30 protein-coding genes are annotated in these 25,115 nt (G+C 42.5%); 18 read left to right on the forward strand and 12 right to left on the reverse strand.

The window, feature by feature from the left end:
* The 8 genes from RMY16_RS26250 to RMY16_RS26285 all read right to left on the reverse strand — a co-directional run.
* The coding region (locus RMY16_RS26250; RefSeq protein WP_322738818.1) for a hypothetical protein at positions 1 to 248 on the reverse strand (248 nt) is incomplete at its 3' end.
* 2 nt (positions 249 to 250) lie between these two features.
* A complete protein-coding gene (locus RMY16_RS26255; protein WP_322738819.1) occupies positions 251 to 574 on the reverse strand; it encodes a hypothetical protein in 324 nt (107 codons plus the stop codon).
* The gene (locus tag RMY16_RS26260; protein ID WP_322738820.1) at positions 574 to 1,128 is read right to left on the reverse strand and encodes a hypothetical protein; all 555 of its coding nucleotides are present in this window, start codon (positions 1,126 to 1,128) and stop codon (positions 574 to 576) included. The genes RMY16_RS26255 and RMY16_RS26260 overlap by 1 nt, the downstream gene beginning before the upstream one ends.
* Positions 1,128 to 1,718, reverse strand: coding sequence for a hypothetical protein (locus RMY16_RS26265; protein WP_322738821.1), 591 nt, complete (start codon positions 1,716 to 1,718; stop codon positions 1,128 to 1,130). The genes RMY16_RS26260 and RMY16_RS26265 overlap by 1 nt, the downstream gene beginning before the upstream one ends.
* Positions 1,705 to 2,061 (reverse strand): hypothetical protein, encoded by a 357-nt coding sequence (locus RMY16_RS26270; protein WP_322738822.1) that lies wholly within the window; start codon positions 2,059 to 2,061, stop codon positions 1,705 to 1,707. The genes RMY16_RS26265 and RMY16_RS26270 overlap by 14 nt, the downstream gene beginning before the upstream one ends.
* A 3-nt stretch (positions 2,062 to 2,064) precedes the next feature.
* Positions 2,065 to 2,244, reverse strand: a complete 180-nt coding sequence (locus tag RMY16_RS26275; protein WP_322738823.1) for a hypothetical protein — start codon at positions 2,242 to 2,244, stop codon at positions 2,065 to 2,067.
* Positions 2,245 to 2,320: 76 nt separating this feature from the next.
* A complete protein-coding gene (locus RMY16_RS26280) occupies positions 2,321 to 2,860 on the reverse strand; it encodes a hypothetical protein (RefSeq protein ID WP_322738824.1) in 540 nt (179 codons plus the stop codon).
* A 59-nt stretch (positions 2,861 to 2,919) separates the two neighbouring features.
* Positions 2,920 to 3,189 carry a helix-turn-helix transcriptional regulator gene (locus tag RMY16_RS26285; protein ID WP_322738825.1) on the reverse strand — a complete coding sequence of 90 codons (270 nt, stop codon included), beginning with the start codon at positions 3,187 to 3,189 and terminating at the stop codon, positions 2,920 to 2,922.
* 576 nt (positions 3,190 to 3,765) lie between these two features.
* Between RMY16_RS26285 and RMY16_RS26290 the strand changes: the two genes are divergently transcribed.
* The 11 genes from RMY16_RS26290 (at position 3,766) to ribD (ending at position 9,871) form a co-directional block, all read left to right on the forward strand.
* Positions 3,766 to 4,095: a hypothetical protein gene (locus RMY16_RS26290; protein WP_322738826.1), complete on the forward strand. Its 330-nt coding sequence runs from the start codon at positions 3,766 to 3,768 to the stop codon at positions 4,093 to 4,095.
* Between the two features lie 2 nt (positions 4,096 to 4,097).
* Complete coding sequence (locus RMY16_RS26295; RefSeq protein WP_322738827.1) at positions 4,098 to 4,292, forward strand: hypothetical protein; 195 nt, start codon at positions 4,098 to 4,100, stop codon at positions 4,290 to 4,292.
* Positions 4,293 to 4,467: 175 nt separating this feature from the next.
* Positions 4,468 to 4,686 carry a hypothetical protein gene (locus tag RMY16_RS26300; protein WP_322738828.1) on the forward strand — a complete coding sequence of 73 codons (219 nt, stop codon included), beginning with the start codon at positions 4,468 to 4,470 and terminating at the stop codon, positions 4,684 to 4,686.
* 20 nt (positions 4,687 to 4,706) lie between these two features.
* Complete coding sequence (locus RMY16_RS26305) at positions 4,707 to 4,898, forward strand: hypothetical protein (protein ID WP_322738829.1); 192 nt, start codon at positions 4,707 to 4,709, stop codon at positions 4,896 to 4,898.
* A gap of 99 nt (positions 4,899 to 4,997) precedes the next feature.
* Positions 4,998 to 5,309: a hypothetical protein gene (locus RMY16_RS26310; protein WP_322738830.1), complete on the forward strand. Its 312-nt coding sequence runs from the start codon at positions 4,998 to 5,000 to the stop codon at positions 5,307 to 5,309.
* 137 nt (positions 5,310 to 5,446) lie between these two features.
* Entirely contained in the window at positions 5,447 to 5,770 is a 324-nt protein-coding gene (locus RMY16_RS26315) for a hypothetical protein (RefSeq protein ID WP_322738831.1), read from the forward strand.
* Between the two features lie 78 nt (positions 5,771 to 5,848).
* On the forward strand, positions 5,849 to 6,103 hold the full coding sequence (locus RMY16_RS26320; RefSeq protein WP_322738832.1) for a hypothetical protein: 255 nt from the start codon (positions 5,849 to 5,851) through the stop codon (positions 6,101 to 6,103).
* Positions 6,104 to 6,105: 2 nt separating this feature from the next.
* Positions 6,106 to 6,582, forward strand: coding sequence for a hypothetical protein (locus RMY16_RS26325; RefSeq protein ID WP_322738833.1), 477 nt, complete (start codon positions 6,106 to 6,108; stop codon positions 6,580 to 6,582).
* Complete coding sequence (locus tag RMY16_RS26330; protein ID WP_322738834.1) at positions 6,575 to 6,766, forward strand: hypothetical protein; 192 nt, start codon at positions 6,575 to 6,577, stop codon at positions 6,764 to 6,766. The genes RMY16_RS26325 and RMY16_RS26330 overlap by 8 nt, the downstream gene beginning before the upstream one ends.
* A gap of 303 nt (positions 6,767 to 7,069) precedes the next feature.
* Complete coding sequence (locus RMY16_RS26335; protein WP_322738835.1) at positions 7,070 to 8,440, forward strand: transposase; 1,371 nt, start codon at positions 7,070 to 7,072, stop codon at positions 8,438 to 8,440.
* A 213-nt stretch (positions 8,441 to 8,653) separates the two neighbouring features.
* The gene (gene ribD, locus RMY16_RS26340; RefSeq protein WP_322738836.1) at positions 8,654 to 9,871 is read left to right on the forward strand and encodes a bifunctional diaminohydroxyphosphoribosylaminopyrimidine deaminase/5-amino-6-(5-phosphoribosylamino)uracil reductase RibD; all 1,218 of its coding nucleotides are present in this window, start codon (positions 8,654 to 8,656) and stop codon (positions 9,869 to 9,871) included.
* Positions 9,872 to 9,910: 39 nt separating this feature from the next.
* Here the strand turns inward: ribD and RMY16_RS26345 are convergent, their stop codons facing one another.
* From RMY16_RS26345 to RMY16_RS26360, 4 genes are all read right to left on the reverse strand, one after another.
* A complete protein-coding gene (locus RMY16_RS26345) occupies positions 9,911 to 10,129 on the reverse strand; it encodes a hypothetical protein (protein ID WP_292740664.1) in 219 nt (72 codons plus the stop codon).
* A 380-nt stretch (positions 10,130 to 10,509) separates the two neighbouring features.
* Positions 10,510 to 12,024: a haloacid dehalogenase-like hydrolase gene (locus RMY16_RS26350; RefSeq protein WP_322738837.1), complete on the reverse strand. Its 1,515-nt coding sequence runs from the start codon at positions 12,022 to 12,024 to the stop codon at positions 10,510 to 10,512.
* Between the two features lie 57 nt (positions 12,025 to 12,081).
* On the reverse strand, positions 12,082 to 13,938 hold the full coding sequence (locus tag RMY16_RS26355) for a protein kinase domain-containing protein (protein WP_322738838.1): 1,857 nt from the start codon (positions 13,936 to 13,938) through the stop codon (positions 12,082 to 12,084).
* A 495-nt stretch (positions 13,939 to 14,433) separates the two neighbouring features.
* Complete coding sequence (locus RMY16_RS26360) at positions 14,434 to 15,483, reverse strand: hypothetical protein (RefSeq protein ID WP_322665561.1); 1,050 nt, start codon at positions 15,481 to 15,483, stop codon at positions 14,434 to 14,436.
* A gap of 478 nt (positions 15,484 to 15,961) precedes the next feature.
* On the opposite strand from RMY16_RS26360, the gene RMY16_RS26365 reads away from it, so the two are divergent.
* From RMY16_RS26365 to RMY16_RS26395, 7 genes are all read left to right on the forward strand, one after another.
* A complete protein-coding gene (locus RMY16_RS26365; RefSeq protein ID WP_322738839.1) occupies positions 15,962 to 17,890 on the forward strand; it encodes an alpha-amylase family glycosyl hydrolase in 1,929 nt (642 codons plus the stop codon).
* Between the two features lie 161 nt (positions 17,891 to 18,051).
* Positions 18,052 to 18,726, forward strand: a complete 675-nt coding sequence (locus RMY16_RS26370) for a hypothetical protein (protein ID WP_322738840.1) — start codon at positions 18,052 to 18,054, stop codon at positions 18,724 to 18,726.
* An 82-nt stretch (positions 18,727 to 18,808) separates the two neighbouring features.
* Positions 18,809 to 19,246: a DUF29 domain-containing protein gene (locus RMY16_RS26375; protein ID WP_322738841.1), complete on the forward strand. Its 438-nt coding sequence runs from the start codon at positions 18,809 to 18,811 to the stop codon at positions 19,244 to 19,246.
* Between the two features lie 481 nt (positions 19,247 to 19,727).
* A complete protein-coding gene (locus tag RMY16_RS26380) occupies positions 19,728 to 21,302 on the forward strand; it encodes a type II CAAX endopeptidase family protein (protein WP_322738842.1) in 1,575 nt (524 codons plus the stop codon).
* 775 nt (positions 21,303 to 22,077) lie between these two features.
* On the forward strand, positions 22,078 to 22,353 hold the full coding sequence (locus RMY16_RS26385) for a TM2 domain-containing protein (RefSeq protein WP_322665552.1): 276 nt from the start codon (positions 22,078 to 22,080) through the stop codon (positions 22,351 to 22,353).
* Between the two features lie 181 nt (positions 22,354 to 22,534).
* Positions 22,535 to 22,744 carry a hypothetical protein gene (locus RMY16_RS26390; protein ID WP_322738843.1) on the forward strand — a complete coding sequence of 70 codons (210 nt, stop codon included), beginning with the start codon at positions 22,535 to 22,537 and terminating at the stop codon, positions 22,742 to 22,744.
* A 203-nt stretch (positions 22,745 to 22,947) separates the two neighbouring features.
* Positions 22,948 to 25,115: cation-translocating P-type ATPase (locus RMY16_RS26395; protein WP_322738844.1), on the forward strand; the 2,168-nt coding region annotated here is incomplete at its 3' end.

Consider the following 25,115-nt stretch of genomic DNA (forward strand, 5'->3'; position numbering starts at 1 on the left):
TTTACTTTGGTAGCAAGGTCAGAGGCTTTCTTTGTAGCATCTGCAACTTTCTTTGCATTAGCAGCAGTTTTTTTAAGAGACTTCATGCGTTTAGCAGCTTCTTTCGCACCAGACTTCGACATGAATTGAGATGTTATCCGTTTTGCCCTTTTGGCTTCAAGTAACATCTTTCCCGGTTGACCATTAGCATATTTAGATAGTTTGTAAGATCTTAAAGCACTAGGGGATATCTGCTGAGAAACTACCATGATTACTCATCTACGAAGAAGTCAATAATTGCTGAGAAAATATTTTGTGATTGATTAGCTATTTCAGTGTGTTCTGTTGCAGCGTCTAATAAATCTTTTACGTCGTCAATAACAGTTTTGAGTACGCCGCCAAGTTCAAGAATGTCTGTTTCTGCTTTTTTCAACCTTTTCAAAATTCCTGAAAGGTCAACGCTTCCATCCTCTTGATGACCTTCACAACACTGCTGCTGCTTGCGTTCCAGTTCCCGTATGCGCTGATTCTGTGCATCAATTTTGCGATTTAAAGCTGCCAAGCCAGCATCGATATCCTTACAAACTTCTGCCATTATTGACCTACCTTGTTAGCCATATTTTTCAGGCGATCGCCCGTTTCTTTGCACGGGATACAGCAATAACCTGGGTATTTATTATGAATGCATTTGTGAAAACCTTCTGGACAATCATCGTCACAAGTGACGGTGTATGTAGGCTTGGTTGAATACTTTCTAGTAACAACTCGTCCGATGGCATCGGTTACAGAAAGTACCCAGTCAGAGGAATACTGTCTAACAATGGAAGCATTGCCAGGGTAGAGAATGTCAATAGTGGGATTCACCCATATACCATTAACCAAAAATTTAAGTGCTGGACATTGATTGCTAGTATTAGGATCTTGATAAGTAAAGCCTATCAACTCAACAAATCCGTCGTATTCTCGCACCGCAAAATTTCCTAGTCCACCGCATGTAGCACTGTTTAACCCTTCACCTTGAATTTGAGCAGATTGACCGTGTTGCAAAGTCACATTTACTCCGGGTGCATTAGAGATAATTTTCTCTACTACTTGACCGCCCAAAGATACTGTTATTGTTGCCTTGGTAGCGCCATTACAAAACGTCATTACGCCACCTTGATTATATTAATTTGCGTGTAGATTTCACTTTGACCTGATATATTTATTGCTGCTCCAAGCAAATTTGTCTCGGATCTAGAAGAAGTAGCACGAAATCTTACTCTGAATGATTGCTCTTCGCTTGAGATAATAATCTGCCCACAAATGCGACTCCATTCAACACTAGATACAGTTGAATATTCAGCAGTGCCTAACAACACTAGTGCGGCAGTAGTACTATCTTCAATCCATGCTCTAAACTGTGATATAAAATACCCAGGAACAAGAGCATCAATGATATAAGTTCCTGTTGTTAGCGTGAATATATTTGAATTCAGAGTCAACCAAGTTGCTGAATTCACTACTGTATTAATATCTCTTGTAATAGTAGTATTTGCAGTAGAATAAACTCCGGCATTCGTGCCTTGAGATTTAATATCAGCAATCTGTGCAAATGCTATTTTATTACCCCCACCGATACCCTGTAAAAAATTTTCACGGGTGATATGTCTGGTAGTGCCATCTGCTTGCTGAGTTGGGATTAAGTCACTATTTGCGGGAGTTGTTAACTCTGTGCCCAAGTCTTTAATCTGCTTCACGGTAATTTTCTAAAATAATTGTTTTTGTTAGATAAACGTTGGCGTTACGTTTTTTGGCGTAGGCATCCCAGCGAAACATCTCTAGCAGTTCATATAACTGCCGATTGTCATATTCAATTGGGGCGTTGTTTTCGTCTGTAATCATATTGCCGTTTTCGTCTGCTAGATAGCCTTGAAAATTGCTGAGAGCGTGCAACAAGATTGCTACAAGTAATTGTTCAGCGCCATTGTTTGCTGTAGGAGTTAGACTAACTGCCGATAAATCTGATTTTTTAATAATCAGTTCATCGGCAGTTTGCACAGCATTAACACCAAATAATTCAATTAATGTTAATGTCTGCATTTTTTAGTAATCGTCTGGATCGATAACATCTGCACCCGTCAGTAATTTATCTACCTCAATACTGATAGTGTTTCTGAGGTAGATGGCATTGTTGCGGGTCGTGATACTAGGACTAAACCCGTCTGTGATGGCAATAGATTGGTCAGCAATACAGTTCGTGGCAGTTAGCCGCCTGCCAATCACGCTTATTCGCGTTTACTGCTTCTTCTCTGTTCATAAGTCATTTGTCATTAGTCATTGGGCATTGGGGAATTAGGAGTTAGGAGCGCCAGGAGCGGATTAACTTTTCAATTTCCACCGGGGCTAGTCCATCCGCGATCGCAATCTCAACCTCCTGCTTCCGACTTTGGGCCAGCTGCGATCGCACATTACCCCCGGCGATATGCCGATGCTTAATCTTCCTCCCGGTCTTCCAGCAATAGCGGTAATAATGGTTGTCTTTGCGATTACTTGGACAGTACTTTTCTACCCAGTGAAGATGTTCTGGAATAGCTTTTATGTGTTCTGGAACATCGGTATAGTCCCCCAATCCTGGGGTTTTTTGTTCTGGAACAGGATTTCGTGTATCACGTTCCAGAACAAGAGCTGGGCGATCGCCCCCGGTTTTGTGCGAGTGATTACTGATTAATTGGCTTGAGTCTGTGTCCTGTTCCAGAACATGGGCTGACTTGCGATCGCCATTGGTTATTTCATCCCAGTAAGAATCAAAGGGGAGGGGGGGAGCCGCAGTTTCTTCGATCGACTCTACCGCGAACAATGTCAGCTGCCTGGGGGCCCCTGCGTTGTCGGTTTCCGTCATAATTAGGTTAGTGATTCTATGCCGCCACAGTGCTGTAAGCAAGCACTGTGGTGAATTTTTTAGATTTCGGAGTTAGGCGATCGCTTTGGTGGGCCAAAGTCGTTCGGTAATTCATCTATGCGATCTATGTTTAGTTCGCGGCACAAATTTTTGAGTTGAGACATGGTGAGCCTCGCTTCAGTTTTACCCGATATCCAGCGCTGATAAGTCGCTCGTGGAATACCGCAACGCATTGCCAGCTCATCCTGAGTTAGTTTGGTTCGTTCTATCCTCAGAGTGTCCAAAGGTGAATCACTCTCCTGCTTTTGCTTTCGATTTCTTGATTCCATTGTAACCTTATATGTCTCATTTTGATGCCTCTAGTTGACATAAGCAATTTGAGGTCTCATAATGAGACTTGAAAGACAACACGAAACCAGTCCGATGTAACTGACTCGGTAAGGGACAGGTATTTTGGCTGGTTTCACCTAAAGTGTCTCATCTCAGTAGCAAATGCCAAATCCGGGAAAATTAGCACTTTGTGTAATAGCCGTTGAAAGCTGATGAAGAGTGTTTCAGGCTACCAGTGTTCCGTAAGTGGTGAAGTCAGTGATTTGACACCTGAAGTGTTTGTCTATACAAGTCGCGGCTTAGATAAAAGCTGGTGACGTGCATTTGTATGCGGCCGCAATCTGTAACCGACCTTAGTAGGGCATTCCACATTTTCCAGGGGCTTGATGCCGACGTGGTGACACGGTGGGCTGTGGAAATTAAGACCTGGGTGAAAATCCCGCAGAGGCTGGCGTGTAGGTAATGGCTCACGCACAGATGCACGATCGCGAAATTGCAAATCACCGTGTGGTTATGCAATTCCTCACAGTTCTTATGAATTTCGCGCAAACCTGCGGCCGGTCGCACTTTTTTATATGACTGAAACTAAAGGAAAGTATGTAACACGAAAAAAACGGATACGCCAACTAGAAAAAGAAATTGAGCAGTTGAGGGCCCAGGTTAAAACCTTAACCGAACTGCTTGACGATGCCCACGGGATAATTTATCGTTCCCGTCCTGGCTTGGCGCGTGCCGTTGAGCGAGATTTCCATGAGGAGTTATTGCCATCAGAATTACCGATCGCAGCGCTGCGGACTAAAAAATCTTCCCGGCGCAGAATCCGAAATTTATCAATAGCACCCCGCGCCGACTTGGTGATGGGTCGTGATTCTAATGGGCGTTTAGTTGCTAAACCCAAGAGGTAAACATGGGCAGAATCAAAATCCGGTTATCAGGACATCCCACTGATGTAGAGGCTTTTGGAAACTTCTTAAGAAAAACCAGCACATACGTTACTGCTCTCAAAATCATCAGCATAGGAGCAAACAGACCCATGCGCGAAAGCACAGATGTGTTTAGCTACGGTGAAGTTGAATTTGATAGCAGCGCAATGGCCGCCTAATTATTAAGGGCACGGCTAAATCTTCACCACCGCGCCCTCAAGCTTGACTATTTTTACAGGAGGAATATGCCTATGAAATAACTTTCATTTATATGAGCCAAAAGTAGATTATTCCACAAAAAATCAGTCACCAGCTGATTGGTTGACTGATTTTACTTGCTATCAAATTTAAATTATGCAGATTAAACAACGCAAATCTGATGTATTACTTTCCAATGACTTCCTGTCATATTTGGTTGTCGCTTATGCCCTCGTCACAGAGGATTTAGCAAAACACACAGGACAACCTGCAATTGTTCACCGAATGAAATATCTCGACCTTGGTCAACAAAAGTTTCATCAATTTTCTGATGAGGAATTGCACCAGTTTTTAAGAGACAACTACCCAACCTAATTTACCAACAGCATTTACCTATGACTTATCAACAACAGCTTTTTGATTGGATCGTTGTCAAACAAGTAACGCCTTGCAACTGGGTTATCTTGTCACAATTCCGCCGCCGCAATGACGCGGAGGGGTATCAAAAAATCATGAAAAGTCTTTCGTCTAACCCCGTTGAAGTGGTTTTCCGCAACCGCCTTACAGAGTTTGGTTTGGAGGGTTAATTGAGAGCGATCGCGCTGTTAAGGAGTGCGATCGCTGATGAATTCATCTACCCAAACACTTCAAACGTGTACAAGTAAAAAATATCACATTTTGAGCAAATGCAAGTAACAACCATCACTTACCAAAGAGTTCTAAATCTCGGCGACTACAATTCGTGCAGATTAGAGAAAACTGCCGTAATACCTGATGACTATGAAGACCAAGAAATTGCGACACAAAATCTTATAGAAAGTGTTGAGCGCCAAATTCATGAGAAGGCGATACACAAGCTAATTGATGAGGAAATCAGAGACAGGAAGAAAGAATTAACGGCTCTTAAGGTAGAGGTTGAGAATTTAAAAAATGAACTCCAAAGACTTGGAAAAATCAAGGATCAGCCAGACTCAGATGATATTCCCGATGGATTTTAAATGAAAAATATTACACATTTCTCATGTATGACCCCTTAACCCTTAATGATTTTAAGCATATTTTATACATCATCAGGGACAACCATAAAAAGTATGACTCTTTAACTCACAAGCAAGTGCGTGTTTATTTGAACTGTATGCGCGACTTGTGGTCATCAGAAGAAATGTCATACATCCCTGATTCCTACTACCTGCCATCTATCAAGTTTCACTTTTATGCGATGTCGTGCAGGATTTCGCATGAAAAGCGGGCGTTTCTTGCAAGTCAATTACTCAATTTGCTCCTACAGCTAGAACACCCCAACAAATCAAAACAACAAGACACTGTTGTTCAGCTCGAAGCTGACCAACAGTTAAAACAACAAGATAATCTGACCGAGGAGGAACCCGACCCAGATGACATCCCTTTTAAGGTTGGGGGCACTTCCCAAAATGTGCGCGGTGTCCCCGCCGGATTTTAGCTGAAGTTTTGTTAGGCGAACGCCTCCCTACCAAAGAATGCGATCGCCACTGATCAATACCAAAATTACTTTACCAAAATGCACACCATAGTTAACACCCCATCCGTGTTTAGTTGCAAATTACCCGCAGCTGGTTGGATTAACCTAGCTCAAATACGTCAAATTCAGTTTGAAGACTTGCCTACCCGTGTTGCAGCTGTGACATGGCACAACGGCGACAAGCAAATATTCTTTGGTGAGGATGCTGTTGCTTTAATCCAAAGTTGGCAAGATGCAGCAACAGTTGTAGACCAACGCTGCAATTGTAATTATCGGCTCAAAAATCGGAGGTAAATATGAGTCAAGCCGCTATTACTCGCGGTAAAGAAATTATCAAGAATGCCATCCGCGAAACTCTACGGGGAGAAGTGGCTAAAATTCCCGTTGCTGATGAAGCCAATCTGCGCTTATTTGAGCAAGCACTCAGGAGTTTTGATATACAGCGAATGCTTGTACAGAAAAATGTGTTAGTTGAGTTTTACATTCCAGAACTGCCGATTGAACAAGGTAAAAAATGGATGCTGAAATTTATTAATGAAGCTCCAGCAGATATCCGTGAAATTGTTTTTCCGTACCACGTGCGTGACTGTGCTGATGCACAAGCCGCCTTGGAATCGCCAGAAGTCCAAGCAGCATTAAGCGCCCGAAACATCACAGCATCAATCCAGAAAATTGATGATGGTAACGATCCAAAAATTGTTATCGCCACTTATGACCAAGTAATGAACGGAGAATTGGACGTATTTTTAGAGAATTTAAAACGCAATGAATAACAATATTCCCGAACCCGATCCAACCTGGGATTATTACATTGAATGGCACAAGTTAATTAAGGCTAAAGCTCAGTTAGATAAATTAATTGAGTTTATCTCAAAGGTTGAAAATGCCACAGAAGAAACTCAAAAAATACTAGTAAAGCACTTACACTCAATTTCCGACACTCTCGAAAGCATATAACCGCCTGATGAGGCTAGCTGAGACACTAGCCGAAACGGTGGCACTAAGAAGCCACCGTCGCGGATTGTGTCCAAAGCATCCGCAAGTTAATTAGAGAAAGTGCAGCGTTCAGAGTGAACTGCACCACTGAATTGTGGCGTTTATATTTTCATGCGCCGCACTACTCTTATTAATTTCCCGAATGCGTTTACTCCTGAATCGCGCCCCTCAAGCGTGGGGCGTTAGGGTGATTCGTGCGCTATTAAGTTCGGGTAAGTCAAAGGATGCCAGTCCTTGAAAACCACCATTAAGCTACGCAGAACCATGACAATAGAATTAACAATTCTGGGAATTGATGTTAGTAAATCGAGTATAACCACTCATATTTTAACACAATATCCCAAGGGCGGATTGCAGGCATATTGGAATAAAACCAGAAATAAAGCATCTACTTTGTATCCGGCTTTTTACTCCAATCCTGATGCTAAAAAGAAGCAAAAATCAGCGTTTGACTTTGCTGATTACCTAGCAGAAATCAAGCCAGATTACGCAATTTTGGAACCTACAGGAAACCACTATTCAAGACTGTGGGCATCCATCCTCAATAAGTTAGAAATTAAAATTCTCTGGGTTGGTCATGTGGAATTGCGCCGTTACCGAGGTGGGAAAAATTTACCTAATAAGAGCGACCCCGCCGATGCTTTAGCAATGGCCGCCTACGGTCACGATCCAGATCACCGACTAGAAAATGGTGAACTGAATTTGAGGTATTTCCTCATGCACCGCCCCGAACCAATCGACGAGCTGCGGGATCTGTGTCAGCAACTCGAACATCTCAACCGGGTGCAATCGCCAATTGTGAATTATGCCCGTCAACTGTTGGCGTGGCAGTTCCCAGAAGTGGCGCACACTAGGAGCGCATCTACCAAGCCAGGATTGCTACCGCCCCTTTGGGCATGGTTAGCTAAGAGGCTGGAAATTTCGCCAGCTGGGAAAACCCGAATTGAAAATCGCTATAAAATCTCCATTGCCAAGGACTACGACATTGAGTTTGACCCAATTCTCGAACTACACGCTGGTTGGATGTGCGATATCTCACTTTTTGAGCAGCACTTAGAAGCGAGAATCACTCAAATGCTGTATCTGAGTGAATTTAAGCCATACATGACCGTGTTTGATAAGTTCGGTTTTGGGTTGAGAGTGCGATCGCGTTTACTCACCAGAATTTACCCCTTTGAGTCATTCTTGGGTGTCAATGGCAAGCCAGTCATTGAGTATGAGGTTCGGGAGGTGAAAAAAACGGAGCGCGATCGCAAAAATGGAGAAACCACCGTAAGACGATTAGCCGGTGACACCAAACGAATTAAACGCAACCGCAGCCGCGACACTTTCAAAATGCGTTTGGGTATGGGAACGGTTTTAGAACAGTCTGGAGATGGGCTTGTAGAAAAGGCTAGCGGTTCGTCGCTGTGCCGAATCAGCCTGTGGCAGTACGTCTTAACCGGCGTGGAAACTGGAAGGCTACCAGAAAACGAACTGACCAAGGAATTGATTAGCTACCGTGACTCACTCAAAGCTAACGTCACCGAACAAGGTGAAAAGCTGCTAGGCGGTAAACACATTCAGGGAAAGCTGATGAGTAAAGTAGTAAACCTACTGTTCCAAGAATTGTGTAAAATAATTCCTCTGACCTGATGCGATCGCCCTTCATTTGTATGAAGGGTTTTTAAATCTCTCAAACTTTCAGTTACCCTGAACTGTAAGTGTGAATATTACAGACTCATGTAAGTTGAGACAGCCAATAATAGCGCTTAGATATTACTGTTAAATTATCAGGAGCAAAGCGCGATTCTCTTGTGGAGAGGCTGCGCGATCGCGTGCAGAATATTTACAGTGTTGCCTAAAATTATGGATAATTCCCCAGTGGTCGCTCAAGCAGATGCATCCTTACCAAATTACACTCAGGAAAATACACGAATAGTGGAGTCAGCAGCTGGCTCGAATTCACCACCGAAGCAAAAGGTAGGAACTGACTTTGACTCTCGCATGATGCTGCGGTGTTTGGAACTGGCCCGTCGCGCTTTAGGGCGGACTTCGCCAAATCCGCTAGTGGGAGCGGTGATTGTCAAGGATGGCGAGATTGTAGGCGAAGGGTTTCATCCTCGTGCAGGTGAGCCTCATGCAGAAGTGTTTGCCTTGAAGGAAGCAGGCGATCGCTCTCGTGGTGCAACAATCTATGTCAGCCTCGAACCTTGCAATCATTACGGACGTACTCCCCCTTGTTCGGAAGGATTGATCGAAGCAGGGGTGGCAAAAGTAGTAGTGGGTATGGTTGATCCCAATCCGCTGGTAGCTGGAGGTGGCATCGCCCGTTTACGGGCGGCGGGGATCGAAGTGTTGGTAGGAGTAGAAGAGGAAGCTTGCCGTCAGCTAAATGAAGCTTTTGTGCATCGCATTCTCTATAAGCGACCTTTGGGAATTTTAAAATATGCCATGACTTTAGATGGGAAAATTGCTACTACCTCTGGTCATAGCGCTTGGGTGACAAGTCAAGAAGCCCGCAGCGAAGTACATCTAGTGCGGGCGGCTTGTGATGCCATAATTGTCGGCGGTAATACAGTCCGGCAAGATAATCCTTATTTAACCAGCCATCAGATAGGGGCACATAATCCCCTGCGGGTGGTAATGAGTCGCCATCTCAACTTACCGGCAAGTGCCCATCTGTGGCAAACTGGGGATGCTCCAACTTTGGTGTTGACACAGAAGGGTGCTAACCCCGATTTTCAAGAACTGTTGCTCAAACAGGGTGTGGAGGTGGTGGAATTAGCATCACTGACACCGGATAAGGCAATGGCGTACTTATATGAACGAGGTTTTTGTAGCGTGCTGTGGGAGTGTGGTGGTACTTTAGCTGCTAGTGCGATCGCTCAAGGAGCAGTACAAAAAGTTTTAGCATTTATTGCCCCAAAAATCATTGGTGGTAGTATTGCTCCCACACCAGTGGGCGATTTAGGTTTTACTACCATGACTGAGGCGTTATCTTTAGAACGTGTTCGTTGGCGTGTAGTAGGCTCTGACTGCTTAGTAGAAGGTTATTTGTCCCAAAAAGCTAATAGTCAACAGTAATAACGCTTGACGAGCAATCTATTTATCTTGATTTTGCAATCATGAACACTGGCGTTCATGGGCAAGATCGCGTATAAGGGCTAGTCGAGATTGAATGTAGTGGCTAAGAAAATCAGTTTCGTTAGAATCTAACAACACTTGCGTTTCGGTTTGTTTCACTAACCACTGCACCAAGCTAGCATCATCCAGTTGTAAAAGGAGCTTGGCTTGAGCGGTTTCAACCACTGACCAAAGCTGACGCATGATTGTAGGAGTCATCAGACCTCAATTGAATAATTTAGCTTTGCTGTCTTCAGATTACACAATTCCAATCGAACTTTACGACATGAATGTAGAAGCTGAGACAAGTATTATTAAAAACTTAATAATGGTATTTATAACTTTATGAAGATTAAGAATTTGAAACTTAGTTTGAAAATCTGTCTTTAAACATTGGATCAACTGCAAAGACAGATTTTCAGGACTTAGAGGATGTTTTAAAAGCGTATTTTGCTTTCATAATGATCGCAGCAAACAATTTTGGTATATGGCTAGAACCTTAATTTGTCTTTGCAGTTGATCCAAATCAAAAGGGCAAAATTATACCTTTCAGGACTTTTAAAACAACCTCTTAAGTATACGCAGTTAATGAAAACTTATTATACTTTTGTTTTCTCTTTGGAAATCAGATAGATTTCACTGACTATTTTCAAAAACTGATATCTTGCGCGGTAGGCACAGAAGATTAAAATTACTAAAGTCTGCCAATTCATTAATATAGAACTATTTTGAGTCCCTAGCACGACGGCAATAACTATAAATCCAAACAAAACGAGAGTAACCATCTTATGGGGTAAATCTTTTAACCACTCACTATTCACTAAACGATAAACAAAATAGCGTATCCAACGACTAATTACTTCTGCTATGAATAATATCGCCCCGATGATATTGGTTTTTGTCACTACCAGAAAGCCAAAGTACTTGTAAGCTTGCAATAAAAAGTAAAGCCAAATTCGTGTCTGCTTATCAACATGGTTGTAAACATAAAAAGTCGCTCTTACGACCAGAAGTATACCGATCCAGAATGCCATCTTAGTTAAAACTGTTACTAAGTCAATAGCACTAAGTTCAAAAGCAAAACTATTATCACTTGAGACAACTTTAGTCAATTCCAGAACAATTAATCCGGGAACAGCGAAAATTACAGACCAAAGCCAAGCTTGCCATACACTGATTCGGTTCTTATATTTTTGGTACGTTTCTGAAAGCGTTGGGTTTTTCTCAAACCGTTCAGCAATTATGTCATTTTCCACATAGCCTAGTTCATAGATGCACCAGAAAGAAAGTACTAAAAAGAGCATACTGATGGCATGAAGGATTGGTTGGCTATTCACCCAACTCAAAGCTATGATTAAAACCACAAGATCGTCTAATAATATCGCTTTGAGAAAATATTTCTTACCTGGCCGCTTCGCCCGCTCTAGATACAAAAATGGAATATAAAGATCGGACATAGCGGAAACATAGTTTGCTTCTGGCCAAATAACTAAGCATGGAGTTGCTACACATGCAAGTAATGGGTTATCATCTTTTGAATCTGTGATTGCGATCGCACGGGTAACTTCATTTTCACCCAATGATGCTGTCACCAAGAAGTGTTTTCCTCGCTGTCTATCTATCGCTCCCTGCCAAAATCGACAAGCTATGACATCATGAAAATTTATAGGTAAGTGTTTGGACAGCGAACGAACAATGAAATCAAACCCTTGGGTGGTAAGTATTACACGTGAATCTGGATTCTTAGTAAGTGCCTCGACCAGGGTAGTGTTCCCATAAGCTTGAGCTAGCTGTTTAGCCCGCCATTGCCACAAAATTACAGTCCAAGGAAAAAGCAGGGTTGCGACTAAAACTCTCATCCAATCTCGTGACACCTCTCCTTTAAATTCCCCTGGCAACCAATTCCAGGGTTTGAGAAAATTCAACAATGTAAGTAATAACCACCCAAGTGGGCGGGGTTGTAATGTGTTGAGATACTCTTGTGTTGAATTGCGGAGGAAGATAGTTTCATCTAAATCTACTAGGATAGATGTACTACTTTGTGCTGATTCAATGACATTTATTACATCAGGTACGGAAGTTTCATGGCTGAGTGCATTTATCATAAGGCTCATAAGTTGATGTACTTGATGTGCTGATGCAATTTTCAGTTGTGTCAATTCTCTAAGAGATTAACACTGTTTGGCTATAGATGGATTTACAAAATCATGTAAATCTGAATCCCAAATGCTAATGTAAATAAAATTACATTGTTGGCGGATAATCTGACCTTTGACTGAGCCATTTTTAAAACGAAAATTATCAGATTGGCGCTGTTGTACTTGTTTGAGTCCCTGCTTAATTTCTTCAGTGGCTTGCCCTGCTAACATTCCATTTAAGGTAGTTTCCATTACTTCTGGGTCTACCGATTGGGCAAAAGATACCTCAGTTTGACGCAGCGTTTTAGAATTACGATCAAATAAGTAGCCAAGGTCAATTTTGTTTGGCACAAGTTTGTAAACGACAGCACGAGTATTGCCCCATGCGCCTCTTAAATCTTGATTTGGTTTGCCGAGGGTAGCTTCTACGATGTTTCTTGTTGTACCTGTAGGGAATGCAGGAACGCTTTGTTTGCTGGCAGTGGCAGCTAATTTACTGCGCGGCTTGTTTTGTGGTGTGGAACGCGTTTCTGGTGTGGGAACTGCACTTGCCTCATTCTCTGGTTCTGGCTGTGGTGTAGATACTGCTATTGGTGCTGGAGTCTCTGAAGTTATAGGCTCTTTTTCTGACTGTGGTATGGGTACAACCGGGAGATTAGAGGTTGGCCGCTGTCGTGGTGATGAGCTAGGAATAACTGGAACTGGAGAAGTTTGGGAGGAAACGGGTGGTTCGGTAGATGCAGGAGTGGGAAAAGATTCTGGCGATGGCGTGGGACTTGTGGCAATGTTTGTTTCTGGTTGTTGCTGACGAATGATGCTAGGAATTACTACTGCACCAATCAAGCCGCCTACTAGTAAACTGCCAACAATCACAGTAGGTTTTTGCCAGTTTCTAGGAGAGGAAGAACCTGCGATACCTTCGGTGAGCTTCTCTACGAGACGCTTCGCGAACGCTAACGCAGAATTGTTTTGCGGAGAATATAATGGCTGAGTTTGTCGAGTCGATGCATTGGGAGAAAAACTAACTGTGGGAGTATTTGTAGTTAACTCAGTAGGTATATTACTAGCAGATTGCAGGGCATATAGCATTTTACTGGCAGTACTGTAGCGATCGCCAGCATGAGGCTGAATTGCCTGATTGAGTACTTTTGCCAATTGGGAAGAGATGTTAGGGGCGTGCTGCTGCCAAAGTATTTCCCCAGTTTTTAGATCGGTTACTAGTTCTTGCGGGTGTTTACCAGTCAGCAGATAAATTGCCGTTAAACCTAAACTGTAGATATCAGTGGCGTAAACTGGGCGGCCAACGGCTTGTTCGCTAGGCATATATCCCGGCGTACCAATAACAAGCGATGGCGTGGGGTATCCTGGAGAATTCACTACTGAACGGATTGTTTCTTTGACTGCACCAAAATCAATCAAAACTGGCTCGTTATCAACAGAACGCAGAATAATGTTATCTGGCTTGATATCCCGGTGAATAATTCCCTTACTGTGAACATAATCTAAAACCCAAAGCAGACTCAAAAGAATTTGCCGAACAGCAGTTTCACTCTCAAATCCTTTAGCTTCGACAATTTTCGTCAGGGTTTGGCCGTAAATCCATTCTTGGACGAGGTAAAACTGCCCGTTCTCAGAAAAGTAGGCGTAGAGTTTGGGAATTTGGTGACTGCTTTCACCCAAATACTCCAAGGTTGCGGCTTCCCGTTCAAACCGTTGTTGGATAAGTTGGTAGGTTTGCGGATCATTATTGGTTATTGGTTTTAGTTGCTTGATTACACAGCGACGGCGAGAAGGCATATGGACATCTTCTGCTAGAAAGGTTTCGCCAAACCCACCAGCGCCGATTACCTGGATAATTTGATAGCGATTGTTTAGCAGGGTTATTGTCATGAAAAATTATAAGCGTAGACACCCAGTGCGGAGCCGGAGACTTCTTGTCTTCTCCCAACTTGTCGTCAGACATCGCCCTTTCCAAATGTACATCACATGAGCCAAGCCACGGCGAATATACTCTGGTGAAATTAAATATGCGTTATCTAAAACCCTTGTAGAGACGTAGTAGTGCTACGTCTCTTCATTAGACTTCTTGCAAAAGTCGGGGTAAAGAGGAAGGGGAAAAGGGTAAAGAAACTCAAAATCCTTTCCCTTTAACCTTTTTCCTTTTCCCTAAGAGTGCAAAAATATATTTTTGCAAGAGGTCTATTCTTTTTCAGCACATACAGCGGATTTCAAGTTAGTGAAGTACACAAACTAAGTCTCAAAGCCAGGTACAAAGCCTGTTTGACTTCTGAATTCTGAATTCTGCTGTATCTAATGCAAGCCGATGCATTGGTATCGCAGAATCATTGCCAAATTTAATTCGTTACGAATGAATAAAATACTGTACTAAGTGAACTCTATAGTCTCAACAAACTCTAAAATACTTTCCTTGATGTCTTCAGCCTCTTCTTCAACAGAATCAGGGATTTCACCGTTAATAAAGCTGTGCTGACTGCTAACTATATACAAAAATTCCCCACTGATAAACGTGAGCAATCCCCGGTACGCATCTAATCTGATCGCCGTTCCATTATTTTCTTGCTTAGAAATTGTGGAACCTTTGGGCATATCGATTAACACGTAGTAAGCGCCTCGCAAAGTATTTTCCAGATATTCAGTATATTCCACAGAAGCATCTGGTACATTAGCGAAAATCGCTTGGGGTACATACTTATCCACTAAAATTGTTTGTAAATATTCTTCTTGTCCAACAGACTCCAATTCCTCTAACTGTTCTAAAGGGAAAGGATAATAATCGATTCTCAGCAAAGTACCGATGTCATCAGAAAAGCCAACTACTCCTTCCTGACTCTGAATTCTACCGCCCTGCTGCGGATCAACCGGAATTGGCACGGTAAAATTACCTAAAGGAGATTGATAGGTCTGTTCGCTAAAATCTTCGATGACTACTGTCTCATCTTCATCGTCTGTATATTCTTCATCTTCTGCTTCTTTAAAGGCTGCGATTACCTCCTTGATGATTTCCTCTGCTTCTTCATCTTCAAGTTCTAAAGCTGCTTGTAGCTTTTTGAGGTAGGCTTGTTTCGGTTTGGGGATAGCGAGGTCATCGTCTAAAAGCACTATTACCCCAGCGGCAAAACCATCTAGCACTAATTCATCTGAGAGAGATACTTTGGCGGCATTAAACAGGGGCCCAATTCCCTCTTCTTCTGCAATGGAGATGAGTCTATCAACTATTTCTGCAATTTCATCTTCTGAGTATTCTTCGAAAACCTCGAATTCCCAAAGGATACCCGCTAAACTTTCTGCATCTACCTCTTCAATAAATGAATCTGCGATCGCAGTCACAGTTGCGATCGCCGCCACCGCTTCCTCTGGACTTAGTGATTCCTCTGATGTCTTTGGTGAGTTAAAAACCTTGTCATATTTGGTCATAATTGCTACCTAAATTAATTCCTTGATAGTAATAACAGATTGAAAGTGACAATGGTCAGTTTACCAATGGAGCGAATCTTCTAGAGAAAAAGTTGGCTTATACGTGGTTGACTCAGTATTACTCAGGTGTAACAAAACCTTCTTGACAAACGATCTCCAAGGAATTGAAGTATTCTCACATCTGTTGTCGAATATACACTTAAATACCAGCTAGACTCAATATTTACCGCCGGTCAACTTAATAAAATATTGTAAATTTTTGTGACCGAGCAATTATCGTTAATAATTGCTATATTCCTTTGTTTTTATCCTCTAGCAAATGAATTATATCTATCGATAGAATTATAAACTAGCTAGCGATAGATACCTACACCGTAGGCAGGATGTCACAATACCGAAGTTTGTAGTGACACACAATACTCGAAACGTTGTACTGTTGGTTCTGCAAGTGTGAATTAGATGAAATTTTGAGTTTTTTATGGTACAAACCCCACCATCCCAGTTTTCACCAGATCAATATAAAGTAGATCCTGCAAAGGAAAATGTAGAAGCTCTTATACAAGAACCGCAATTAGATATTGAGATTGCTCTAGAGTTCCTTTACACCAGAGATATTGAATTTCGTCAGGAAACAATTTATTTTCTTGTAGTCGATCGCTTTTATGATGGCGATCCAGATAACAGCGAAGGTGCAAACTCAGAACTGTACGATCCAACTAGACAGGATTGGGGTAAGTACTGGGGTGGCGACTTGCAAGGTGTCATCGATAAATTAGATTATCTCAAAAATATGGGAGTTACCGCTCTTTGGTTAACTCCCCTGTTCGAGCAGGTTGAAGAGTTATTTGTTGGCAATGCAGCAATACATGGCTATTGGACAAAAGACTTTAAACGGCTTAATCCTCGATACATTGCTAACGGGGAGAACCCTTCTTTAAACGCAACTCAAGAAGAAAAAAATACAACCTTTGATCGGTTAATTACAGAAATGCACAAGCGCAATATGAAGCTAGTGCTGGATATTGTCTGCAACCATAGCACACCTGATACTAGCGGTAGTAAAGGTGAATTGTATGATGATGGTGTCAAAATTGCTGATTTCAATAATGATGTCAATCATTGGTATCACCACTATGGCGAAGTGCAAGATTGGGAAGACGATTGGCAAGTACAAAACTGTGAACTATCTGGTCTAGCAACCTTCAATGAAAATAATACGGAATATCGGGAGTATATTAAGTCAGCAATTAAACAATGGCTAGACCGGGGTGTGGATGCACTGCGGGTGGATACTGTCAAGCACATGCCGATCTGGTTTTGGCAAGAATTCACTGGCGAGATGACAAATCACAAACCAGATGTATTCATTTTTGGTGAATGGATTTATAGTAATCCAACTGACGATCGCTCAGTGGAATTTGCCAATCACTCAGGCATGACACTTCTAGACTTTGGGTTGTGCGTGGCAATTCGAGCCGCACTAGGGCAAGGTTCAGAAATGGGATTCCAAACAATTCAATACATTTTTGACCAAGATCATCGCTACAACGGGGCAACAGAGTTAGTTACCTTCATCGATAACCATGATATGTCCCGTTTCCAATCGCTGAATCCCGATCCAGCGATGCTGAAGGTTGCGATCGCCTTAATTATGACCTGTCGCGGCATTCCCTGCATATATTACGGCACAGAACAGTATCTGCATAACGACACTGATGGCGGTAACGACCCGTACAACCGCCCAATGATGGAAAATTGGGATACTGAGAGTGAGATTTATCGTTGCATCAGGCTGCTATCTGGCTTACGACGGCTGAATCCAGCCGTGTCAATGGGTAGCCACTGGCAAAAATACTTAACACCGGATGTTTACTGCTATGTACGCCGCTATCGCGACTCCCTGTGTTTTGTAGCTTTAAACCGGGGAGGAGAAGTTACTTTACCAGAAGTAGAAACAGAATTGCCCGATGGCGAACATACCTGCGTGGTGACTCGCAACAAGTATGAGGTGAAAGATGGCAAGATTTATGACCTAGTACTAGAAGAAAGGGGAGTGCTTGTTTTCAGCCACGTTGGCGAACGGGTAAAAGCACAAACAATTGTCCGCGTTCAACTCAATGGCGTAGAGACCCAACCTGGTGAAATCATTGTGGTGACAGGAGATTGCCCAGAGTTAGGTAACTGGGATATTGCCAAAGCGTATCCTTTAGAGTACATCAACACCAATACTTGGTTTGCTGAAATTCCCTTTAATGAGAGTGCCGGAAATCTCATAGCTTACAAATATGCCATGTGGCGGGAAGGGCGATCGCCTCTACGCGAAAATCTTGTAAATCGTCGTTGGGTGATTGCAAAAGAAGGTACTGTCAAATGGCGTGATACTTGGGCATCGGGAAGAGAATCTTAGAGAGAATAGAATTAGAATAAGGTAGAGTGAAGGATTAAAATTTTGATTCTTCACTCTTGATTATTTACAAATTTTCAGTAACAAAAAATACATAAATAAACGTATCTAACCGCAGTGTGCGCCATAGTGTAGTAGTTAGATACTTTAGTAATTTTGTACTGATGAGACTCTTCTCTTACTGCCTACGTTATGATGATGGCGCGGCTCCTAACCCATTCTGGGAACTTTGCACTCTCGCAATTTGCAAGCCTGTTATCCGACGAGCCGCAAATATTGGAGATTGGGTTGTAGGACTTGGTTCTACACAGTCACCAATTGGGAATATTACCGATTGCATTGTATATGCAATGCAGGTAACGGACAAAATGACATTGCGAAAATACGACGAGTTTTGCCGAATTCATAGTCCTCACAAAATTCCAAAATGGAACAGCAAAATATTTGAGTATCGTGTTGGTGATTGCATCTATGATTACAGTCAAAGAGAACAACCAGTATTGCGACCGAGTGTTCATGACATCAGTAATCAAAAAACAGATTTAGGCGGTATAAATGTTTTGATGTCACGGCACTTCTACTACTTCGGAGATAAGGCTGTTCATTTACCTGCTTCGTTCACTCCACTTGTTCATAAAAACCAAGGACATAAATCGACAGCCAATCAGCCATACGTAAAATCATTTGTAACTTGGATCGATAATTTAGGGTACACGCCTAATCAAGTACATGGTGAACCTCAACTCAAAAACGAATTTATTTTCAACCCAGATATCAGCGGTTTCTGTGCCCAACGCAACCTGCAAGATGACGATGCTAATGAGAGGAGTAATTGCTAGATTACTTTTGTGAGATTATTCCTGGGTCAACATTGAGCGAAAATATGAGAAATATCGCCAAAAGCAGAGAAGGTAACTGTTGATGAGTAAAACGACACTCTACAATCAGGACTTTCTGGTGTGGACACAGCAACAAGCTGAATGCCTAAAGAAAGGACGCTGGGCTGAGTTAGATGTTAAACATTTGGTAGAGGAACTAGAGGCTTTGGGTCGGAGCGAACAAAAAGAACTTGGAAGTTATTTACAGGTGCTTTTAATGCACTTACTCAAATGCCAATATCAACCAGAGCGAAAAACTAAAAGTTGGATTAACACAATCTCAAACTGCCGAAACCAAATTCAAGATTGCTTAGAAGATACTCCCAGTTTGCAGCGCCTTCTAGAAGACAGGGAGTGGATACAGAAATATTATCGCCGCGCTCGTCGAGATGCCGCAAATGAGACTCAAAAGCCAATAGAAACTTTTCCCCTTGAGTGTCCTTTCACTATGGAACAACTTCTCGATCCTGAATTTATCTAAGTACAATTTTGCGTAAAAGCGTAGCGTTTTTAATGCATGGGGATGCAATGGCATTGTAGGGCACGCATTAAGATTGTATCGGGATGCAATGGCATTGCAGAGGGACGCATTAAGATTGTATCGGGATGCAATGGCATTGCAAGGTATTGCCTTTCTTTAATTCGCTACGAATTAATGAAATGCTGTATTAAGTTAAACTGGTGAGATTCAGTAACTAGGCATAGTAGGCATAATTAAACATAAAATAAAATCCTAGTTTGTAGTGAGTGATTCATCGCTCAAAATAAAGATTATCAGCTTCCTCAAGGTGAGAGAACACTACTGTAATTTAACATTGTGGGTGCATAGGCTAGCAAAAACCGCAGGCATCGCACATTCATCGCAAACTTATAATATTGATGATATTTATCCACCTCTGACTTTTTATTGCGATAATTCCCAAGGGGGACGCGCTCTCCACTGGTCAGTTAAAGGGGGATAGATGACACTCAAGCGGTTGGTTTTATTTTTTGTGATGACGCCGATAGCAGTTCTGTTGGCAGTTTCAGCTTTATTCGGTAGTTGGCAAGAACCTCAATTTCAAAGTCGCCTGGAACTATACCAAACAAATATTGCTTTACAAGCTCAAGCTTGGCAATCAGAAGATAGCAGTGATGACAAACTCCAGGCGGTTCGGGAAGCAATACTTGGTGAGCAACCCCTAGAAAGCGCTACAAAGCAGTATCAGGAGGCGCGTCAATCTGTTCAAGCTAATTTAGACAAAGTTAACAATAAACTTGCACAATTACGCTCTCAAGCTGAAATAACTCCCACACCTCCGAAACCTCTACCGGACGCTCCTCCCAGTATTAAAACACCTAAACAGGGACAGCAACAGTTACAACAGTCTTTTAAAGAATTACAAAAATTACTGGCTGAATTAGACCTGCGCTTGGGAATCTTACAAGCACAGCAAGGACAGACAGATACAGCCTTCAAGACTTGGAGCGAATTACAACAACGCTCAGATATTAATCCAGGGTTTGGGGAAACCGCTGCTGTATTGACAGGACTGTGGAGCAATCCTCCCCGTATCCTCCCAAATGCTCAAGAACCAATTCAAAAGAATTTAGAAGGTTGGTTTCGCTCTACTGCTTTGGTTAAGTTATACCAGCTCCAGCAACGACAAGATGCGTTATTAGCAATAAAAGCTGCACAACAAGAATCTTCTGCTCAAGCAGTGGCGAAATTGGCAGTTATTGGCACTATTCCCACTTTGGCAGCTTTAATTGGTTTAATACTGCTGATTTTATTATTTGCTCAACGCTTGTTGAAAGGAAAAGCCTCGTTATTAGCTCAAAATGGTGATATTCCTTGGTCAACGCCTTGGGGTGGTGAAACGGTTTTGCAGGTTTTTATCGTCGGCTTTTTCTTCATGGGGCAAATTTTTGTGCCCTTAGTAATATCGTTGCTACCCATACCGCGTCCCATTGGGGATGTGCGACTTCAGGCATTTTCTGTATTGGTTAGTTACTTCTTGGTGGCATTAGGTGCGCTGTTAGTACTGTATTTCTCTCTCAAGCGCTTTTTTCCACTACCAGAATTCTGGTTTCGCTTCCGTTTTCAAGATAACTGGTTTTTGTGGGGACTGGGAGGCTATTGCACGGCTTTACCTGTAGTTGTGGTGGTATCTTTGATTAATCAGCAGCTATGGCAAGGACAAGGTGGGAGTAATCCTCTGTTGCAACTAGCCCTGGAAAGCCAAGATGGTATCGCACTTGGCATATTTTTCTCCACAGCTGCGATCGCAGCTCCATTTTTTGAAGAAATCCTATTTCGCGGTTTTTTGTTACCCTCTCTAACTCGTTACTTACCCGTGTGGGGATCGATTTTTATCAGTAGTTTGTTGTTTGCGATCGCTCATCTCAGCTTATCGGAAATTCTCCCCCTGACCGCATTGGGCATTGTGTTGGGAGTAGTTTACACGCGATCGCGCAATCTCCTCGCTCCTATGCTCCTCCACAGCCTTTGGAATAGTGGTACGCTATTAAGCTTATTCATTTTAGGTAGCAATTAATACTAGCAATCTACTGTTGCCAAAAATAAAAATATCTGATTTTATCACCATAGGTAGAGACAATTTACTAGTAATAATTGGTTATAAGCATAAAAACTAGCTGAAAACCCAATTACGATAATGGCAAAAGTAAATTAAAGAATGCTATTAACATAGACAACAAACTATCTAGTTAAGCATTTATTCTCATTCTGGTAGATTTTAGCCATTCTTCGAGATGTTAATTGTCTTCTTGAACCATTTTTAGCTGTCATGAATTGGAATGCAATTCCGGTTTGCGCTCATGGAAGTGGGTATCGGTAACTAAAAAGTGGTTAGAAAGATATAGAAGATGCCTTCTGGGCTTCTAGATTCTCACTAGCCACGCAGTTGTCTTGCCATTGGTGCGATGTCTACGAGGGCTACACCTACATAAAAACATCCGGAAATAATACTGATGGACTTGTAAAAAGTGGTGTATGTAGCAGCTTTTGCTGATTATTTAAAATTTATTCTGCTCAAGATAAATGTCTGAGCTAAAAATCTGCAAAACTGCTGCATCAGGGTTTGCGATCGTCAAATCCAGCAAAAGTGATCAAGGAGCGCTAGTTCGGCCTATAGCGCAAGATATCTTAACGTCTCCTTGGAATAGAAACACGCTGATTTTAATTATTCATCTTGAGATTTACTCAGACTGAAAAAATTAAAAATCTATTTATTAAGCAAATACATTTACTTGCTTCCATTACAATAAAGACTTTATTTTTATACTCACCGATCGAGGAGCAGCACTTATATGGCAAATCTTAACCCCAGTCACCCTACCAAACAACTTCTAGCTGGTTACTGTGGCATTATCTTGGGAGCGTTTGGGGTTCATAAGTTTATTCTAGGATACGCTTCGGAAGGCTTTATCATGTTAGTGATTTCTGTAGTTGGGGGTTCTTTTACCTACGGCATTGCTTTGTTAGTTATGCAACTTGTAGGTTTAATTGAAGGCATGATCTACTTAAATAAATCCCCAGAAGGATTTGTAAATACCTATTTTGTAAATAAGCAGGGCTGGTTCTAGTCCAAGAATAGCCTTCTTACTGGAAGCAGAGAATGATACCCGCTCCAAGCTTAGGATTGCAGCAAAAGCGCAGGGATAAAGGGTAGCAACCAAAGAAATATCCTTTTCCCTTTTTGCTTCACCCTTTACCTTTAGCAAAAGTTATATAGCACTTTTACCTCCTACATTTATTTTTATTAATATGCTCATTTTCAAACCTAAACAGCTTAACTGGGCAATGTTCTTCTTACTAGGCTTAGGATATTTCAGTGTTATATCTCATTTAGAAATCAACTATTTCTTCAAAAACCTGATTGCGATCGCACCAATACAGGTGGCAGCTATTATTTATGTCACTTATCGACGTTGGAACTGTCAACCCCCTGTAGGGGAATTAAAAATTAAAAATTAAAAATTAAAAACTCTACAGATAAATCTGGGAACTTGGAACCTTGAATTAAGTACATCGATAGTCGTTCATGCTCAACGAAGTACGATAAATTAATAATTTTAATATGGTTGACATTGAGTCATAGTTCCATATTTAGCCTACGCTCGAATTAGAGACGCTTTTAGTCAGGCGTTGAATTTCTGTAGCGAATCTAAACACAAGCCATGCAACTTGTCCCGAAAACTAAGCCAGCCCTAGAACTTGACCCAATCCTAGAGAAGATTATTCTAGATGTTGGGGGTATGAAGTGTGCTGGGTGTGTGAACGCAGTAGAGCGACAGCTGACCCAACATCCAGGTGTCAAGAATGCCTGTGTGAACCTAGCCACAGAGGTAGCAGTTGTAGAGTCAGAAATTGGTGCAATAGATGCAGATGAACTGGCACAGCGATTAACAGCCGTTGGATTCCCAACTCAACCCCGAAAAGCTAATGGCACACTAGGAGGCGAAATCTCGGCCTTACCAGATCCAGCAGAACGACAACGCCGAGAAATGCGTTCTTCTCTATGGCAGTTGGCGATCGCGGCGGTTTTGCTGATATTGTCAGGAAGTGGACATTTTGGTAATCTTGGTAGCTCAGTACTGCCAGTTCTAAATAACATCTGGTTTCACTGTGGACTGGCGACAGTAGCGTTGTTAATTCCTGGCCGCCCGATTTTAGTAGATGGCTGGCTGGGCTGGCGGCGAAATGCGCCTAATATGAACACCTTGGTGGGATTGGGAACGCTGACAGCCTACATTGCTAGTTTAGTAGCGTTGCTTTTTCCCCAATTGGGTTGGGAATGCTTCTTTGACGAGCCAGTAATGATGCTGGGCTTTATTCTCTTAGGAAGGACATTAGAGCAACAAGCTAGAGGTCGCGCGGCGGCCGCATTTAGAAAATTACTAGCACTCCAGCCACTCTTAGCGCGATTAATTCCCAACCCAGAGAAAGCCGGAGTGGGTTCTTCTAGTGTTGAGATTCCTGCTGAACAGGTGCGTGTCGGTGAATGCTTACAAGTGCTACCAGGCGATAAAATCCCCGTTGATGGTGAAGTGGTAGTTGGTCAAACAACGGTCGATGAGTCAATGCTAACTGGGGAATCAGTGCCAGTAATCAAAAAACCAGGAGATATGGTGACAGGGGGGACACTAAACCAGTCAGGAGCGATCGCTATTCGGGCAACCCGGATTGGAAGTGATACAACTCTAGCTCAAATTGTCGCCCTAGTAGAAGCCGCCCAAACCCGGAAAGCACCAGTACAAAAATTAGCAGATACGGTAGCTGGTTACTTTACCTATGGGGTACTGACAGCATCTGTTTTAACATTTGGATTTTGGTACTTTTTCGGTACTCACATTTGGACTGATATCACCATGTCTGGTGGCATGGAAATGATGAGCCACGCTCACCACTCTTCACTTCCAACTCCTCACTCAGCACTCCTAATCAGCTTAAAACTAGCGATCGCAGTTATGGTAGTCGCCTGTCCGTGTGCTTTGGGACTTGCCACACCAACAGCGATTCTGGTTGGAAGTGCTATGGGCGCAGAAAGAGGTTTGTTAATTAAAGGTGGCGATGTTTTAGAAAAAGTACACCAGTTAAATACCGTAGTATTTGATAAAACTGGCACTCTCACCACAGGTAATCCCATAGTCACAGATTGTCTGCTAATTGAGGAAATGGGGAAGGTGGGGTCCCCTCTGGGGATAAGGGGTAATGGCGAGTGGGGAATAGGCAGTAGTCAACCTTACTCCCTAATCCAACTAGCAGCAGCTGTAGAAAGCGGTACTCACCATCCCCTAGCAAAAGCGATTCAACAAGAAGCACAGCGGCAACAGTTATCTATTCCAAAGGCTGTAGACTTTCACACGGAACCAGGACTAGGGGTATCTGCTGTGGTAGAGGGCACAGTTGTATTGTTGGGTAACTGGGAATGGTTGAGTTGGCACGGCATTGGGATTAACCAAACCGCACAACAGTTAGCACAGGATTTGGCAACAGATGGTAAAACAGTCGTTTGCGTCGCGATTGGGGGAACTTTAGCCGGACTAATTGGTGTTTCTGATACCCTTAGATCGGATGCTCGATCCACGGTAGATAAGTTGCGTCAGATGGGCTTACGGGTAATGTTGCTCAGTGGCGATCGCAAAGAAGCAGCTAGCGCCATAGCCAAACAACTAGGATTAGATAGCGCTGATGTAATAGCAGATGTTCCCCCAGCTAAAAAAGCTGCGGCAATACAGTCTCTCCAGTTAGAAGGGACAAGAGGACAAGGGGGACAAAAAGACAAGGGGGCAAAGAAAACTCCTAACTCCCCACTCCCCACTCCCCACTCCCCACTCAGCACTCA

The organism is Nostoc sp. DedQUE12b, from assembly GCF_034530835.1.
In the GTDB taxonomy this organism is placed as follows: domain Bacteria; phylum Cyanobacteriota; class Cyanobacteriia; order Cyanobacteriales; family Nostocaceae; genus Nostoc.

What these genes read in the sequence shown, in the direction of transcription:
- RMY16_RS26390 (WP_322738843.1), top strand. Translation starts at nt 22,535, where the DNA reads ATGCTCATTTTCAAACCTAAACAGCTTAACTGGGCAATGTTCTTCTTA.
- RMY16_RS26365 (WP_322738839.1), top strand. Translation starts at nt 15,962, where the DNA reads ATGGTACAAACCCCACCATCCCAGTTTTCACCAGATCAATATAAAGTA.
- RMY16_RS26320 (WP_322738832.1), top strand. Translation starts at nt 5,849, where the DNA reads ATGCACACCATAGTTAACACCCCATCCGTGTTTAGTTGCAAATTACCC.
- RMY16_RS26285 (WP_322738825.1), bottom strand. Translation starts at nt 3,189, where the DNA reads ATGGAATCAAGAAATCGAAAGCAAAAGCAGGAGAGTGATTCACCTTTG.
- RMY16_RS26260 (WP_322738820.1), bottom strand. Translation starts at nt 1,128, where the DNA reads ATGACGTTTTGTAATGGCGCTACCAAGGCAACAATAACAGTATCTTTG.
- RMY16_RS26370 (WP_322738840.1), top strand. Translation starts at nt 18,052, where the DNA reads ATGAGACTCTTCTCTTACTGCCTACGTTATGATGATGGCGCGGCTCCT.
- RMY16_RS26305 (WP_322738829.1), top strand. Translation starts at nt 4,707, where the DNA reads ATGACTTATCAACAACAGCTTTTTGATTGGATCGTTGTCAAACAAGTA.
- ribD (WP_322738836.1), top strand. Translation starts at nt 8,654, where the DNA reads ATGGATAATTCCCCAGTGGTCGCTCAAGCAGATGCATCCTTACCAAAT.
- RMY16_RS26295 (WP_322738827.1), top strand. Translation starts at nt 4,098, where the DNA reads ATGGGCAGAATCAAAATCCGGTTATCAGGACATCCCACTGATGTAGAG.
- RMY16_RS26310 (WP_322738830.1), top strand. Translation starts at nt 4,998, where the DNA reads ATGCAAGTAACAACCATCACTTACCAAAGAGTTCTAAATCTCGGCGAC.
- RMY16_RS26355 (WP_322738838.1), bottom strand. Translation starts at nt 13,938, where the DNA reads ATGACAATAACCCTGCTAAACAATCGCTATCAAATTATCCAGGTAATC.
- RMY16_RS26315 (WP_322738831.1), top strand. Translation starts at nt 5,447, where the DNA reads ATGCGCGACTTGTGGTCATCAGAAGAAATGTCATACATCCCTGATTCC.
- RMY16_RS26350 (WP_322738837.1), bottom strand. Translation starts at nt 12,024, where the DNA reads ATGAGCCTTATGATAAATGCACTCAGCCATGAAACTTCCGTACCTGAT.
- RMY16_RS26380 (WP_322738842.1), top strand. Translation starts at nt 19,728, where the DNA reads ATGACACTCAAGCGGTTGGTTTTATTTTTTGTGATGACGCCGATAGCA.
- RMY16_RS26255 (WP_322738819.1), bottom strand. Translation starts at nt 574, where the DNA reads ATGGCAGAAGTTTGTAAGGATATCGATGCTGGCTTGGCAGCTTTAAAT.
- RMY16_RS26270 (WP_322738822.1), bottom strand. Translation starts at nt 2,061, where the DNA reads ATGCAGACATTAACATTAATTGAATTATTTGGTGTTAATGCTGTGCAA.
- RMY16_RS26325 (WP_322738833.1), top strand. Translation starts at nt 6,106, where the DNA reads ATGAGTCAAGCCGCTATTACTCGCGGTAAAGAAATTATCAAGAATGCC.
- RMY16_RS26300 (WP_322738828.1), top strand. Translation starts at nt 4,468, where the DNA reads ATGCAGATTAAACAACGCAAATCTGATGTATTACTTTCCAATGACTTC.
- RMY16_RS26330 (WP_322738834.1), top strand. Translation starts at nt 6,575, where the DNA reads ATGAATAACAATATTCCCGAACCCGATCCAACCTGGGATTATTACATT.
- RMY16_RS26375 (WP_322738841.1), top strand. Translation starts at nt 18,809, where the DNA reads ATGAGTAAAACGACACTCTACAATCAGGACTTTCTGGTGTGGACACAG.
- RMY16_RS26280 (WP_322738824.1), bottom strand. Translation starts at nt 2,860, where the DNA reads ATGACGGAAACCGACAACGCAGGGGCCCCCAGGCAGCTGACATTGTTC.
- RMY16_RS26335 (WP_322738835.1), top strand. Translation starts at nt 7,070, where the DNA reads ATGACAATAGAATTAACAATTCTGGGAATTGATGTTAGTAAATCGAGT.
- RMY16_RS26385 (WP_322665552.1), top strand. Translation starts at nt 22,078, where the DNA reads ATGGCAAATCTTAACCCCAGTCACCCTACCAAACAACTTCTAGCTGGT.
- RMY16_RS26290 (WP_322738826.1), top strand. Translation starts at nt 3,766, where the DNA reads ATGACTGAAACTAAAGGAAAGTATGTAACACGAAAAAAACGGATACGC.
- RMY16_RS26345 (WP_292740664.1), bottom strand. Translation starts at nt 10,129, where the DNA reads ATGACTCCTACAATCATGCGTCAGCTTTGGTCAGTGGTTGAAACCGCT.
- RMY16_RS26360 (WP_322665561.1), bottom strand. Translation starts at nt 15,483, where the DNA reads ATGACCAAATATGACAAGGTTTTTAACTCACCAAAGACATCAGAGGAA.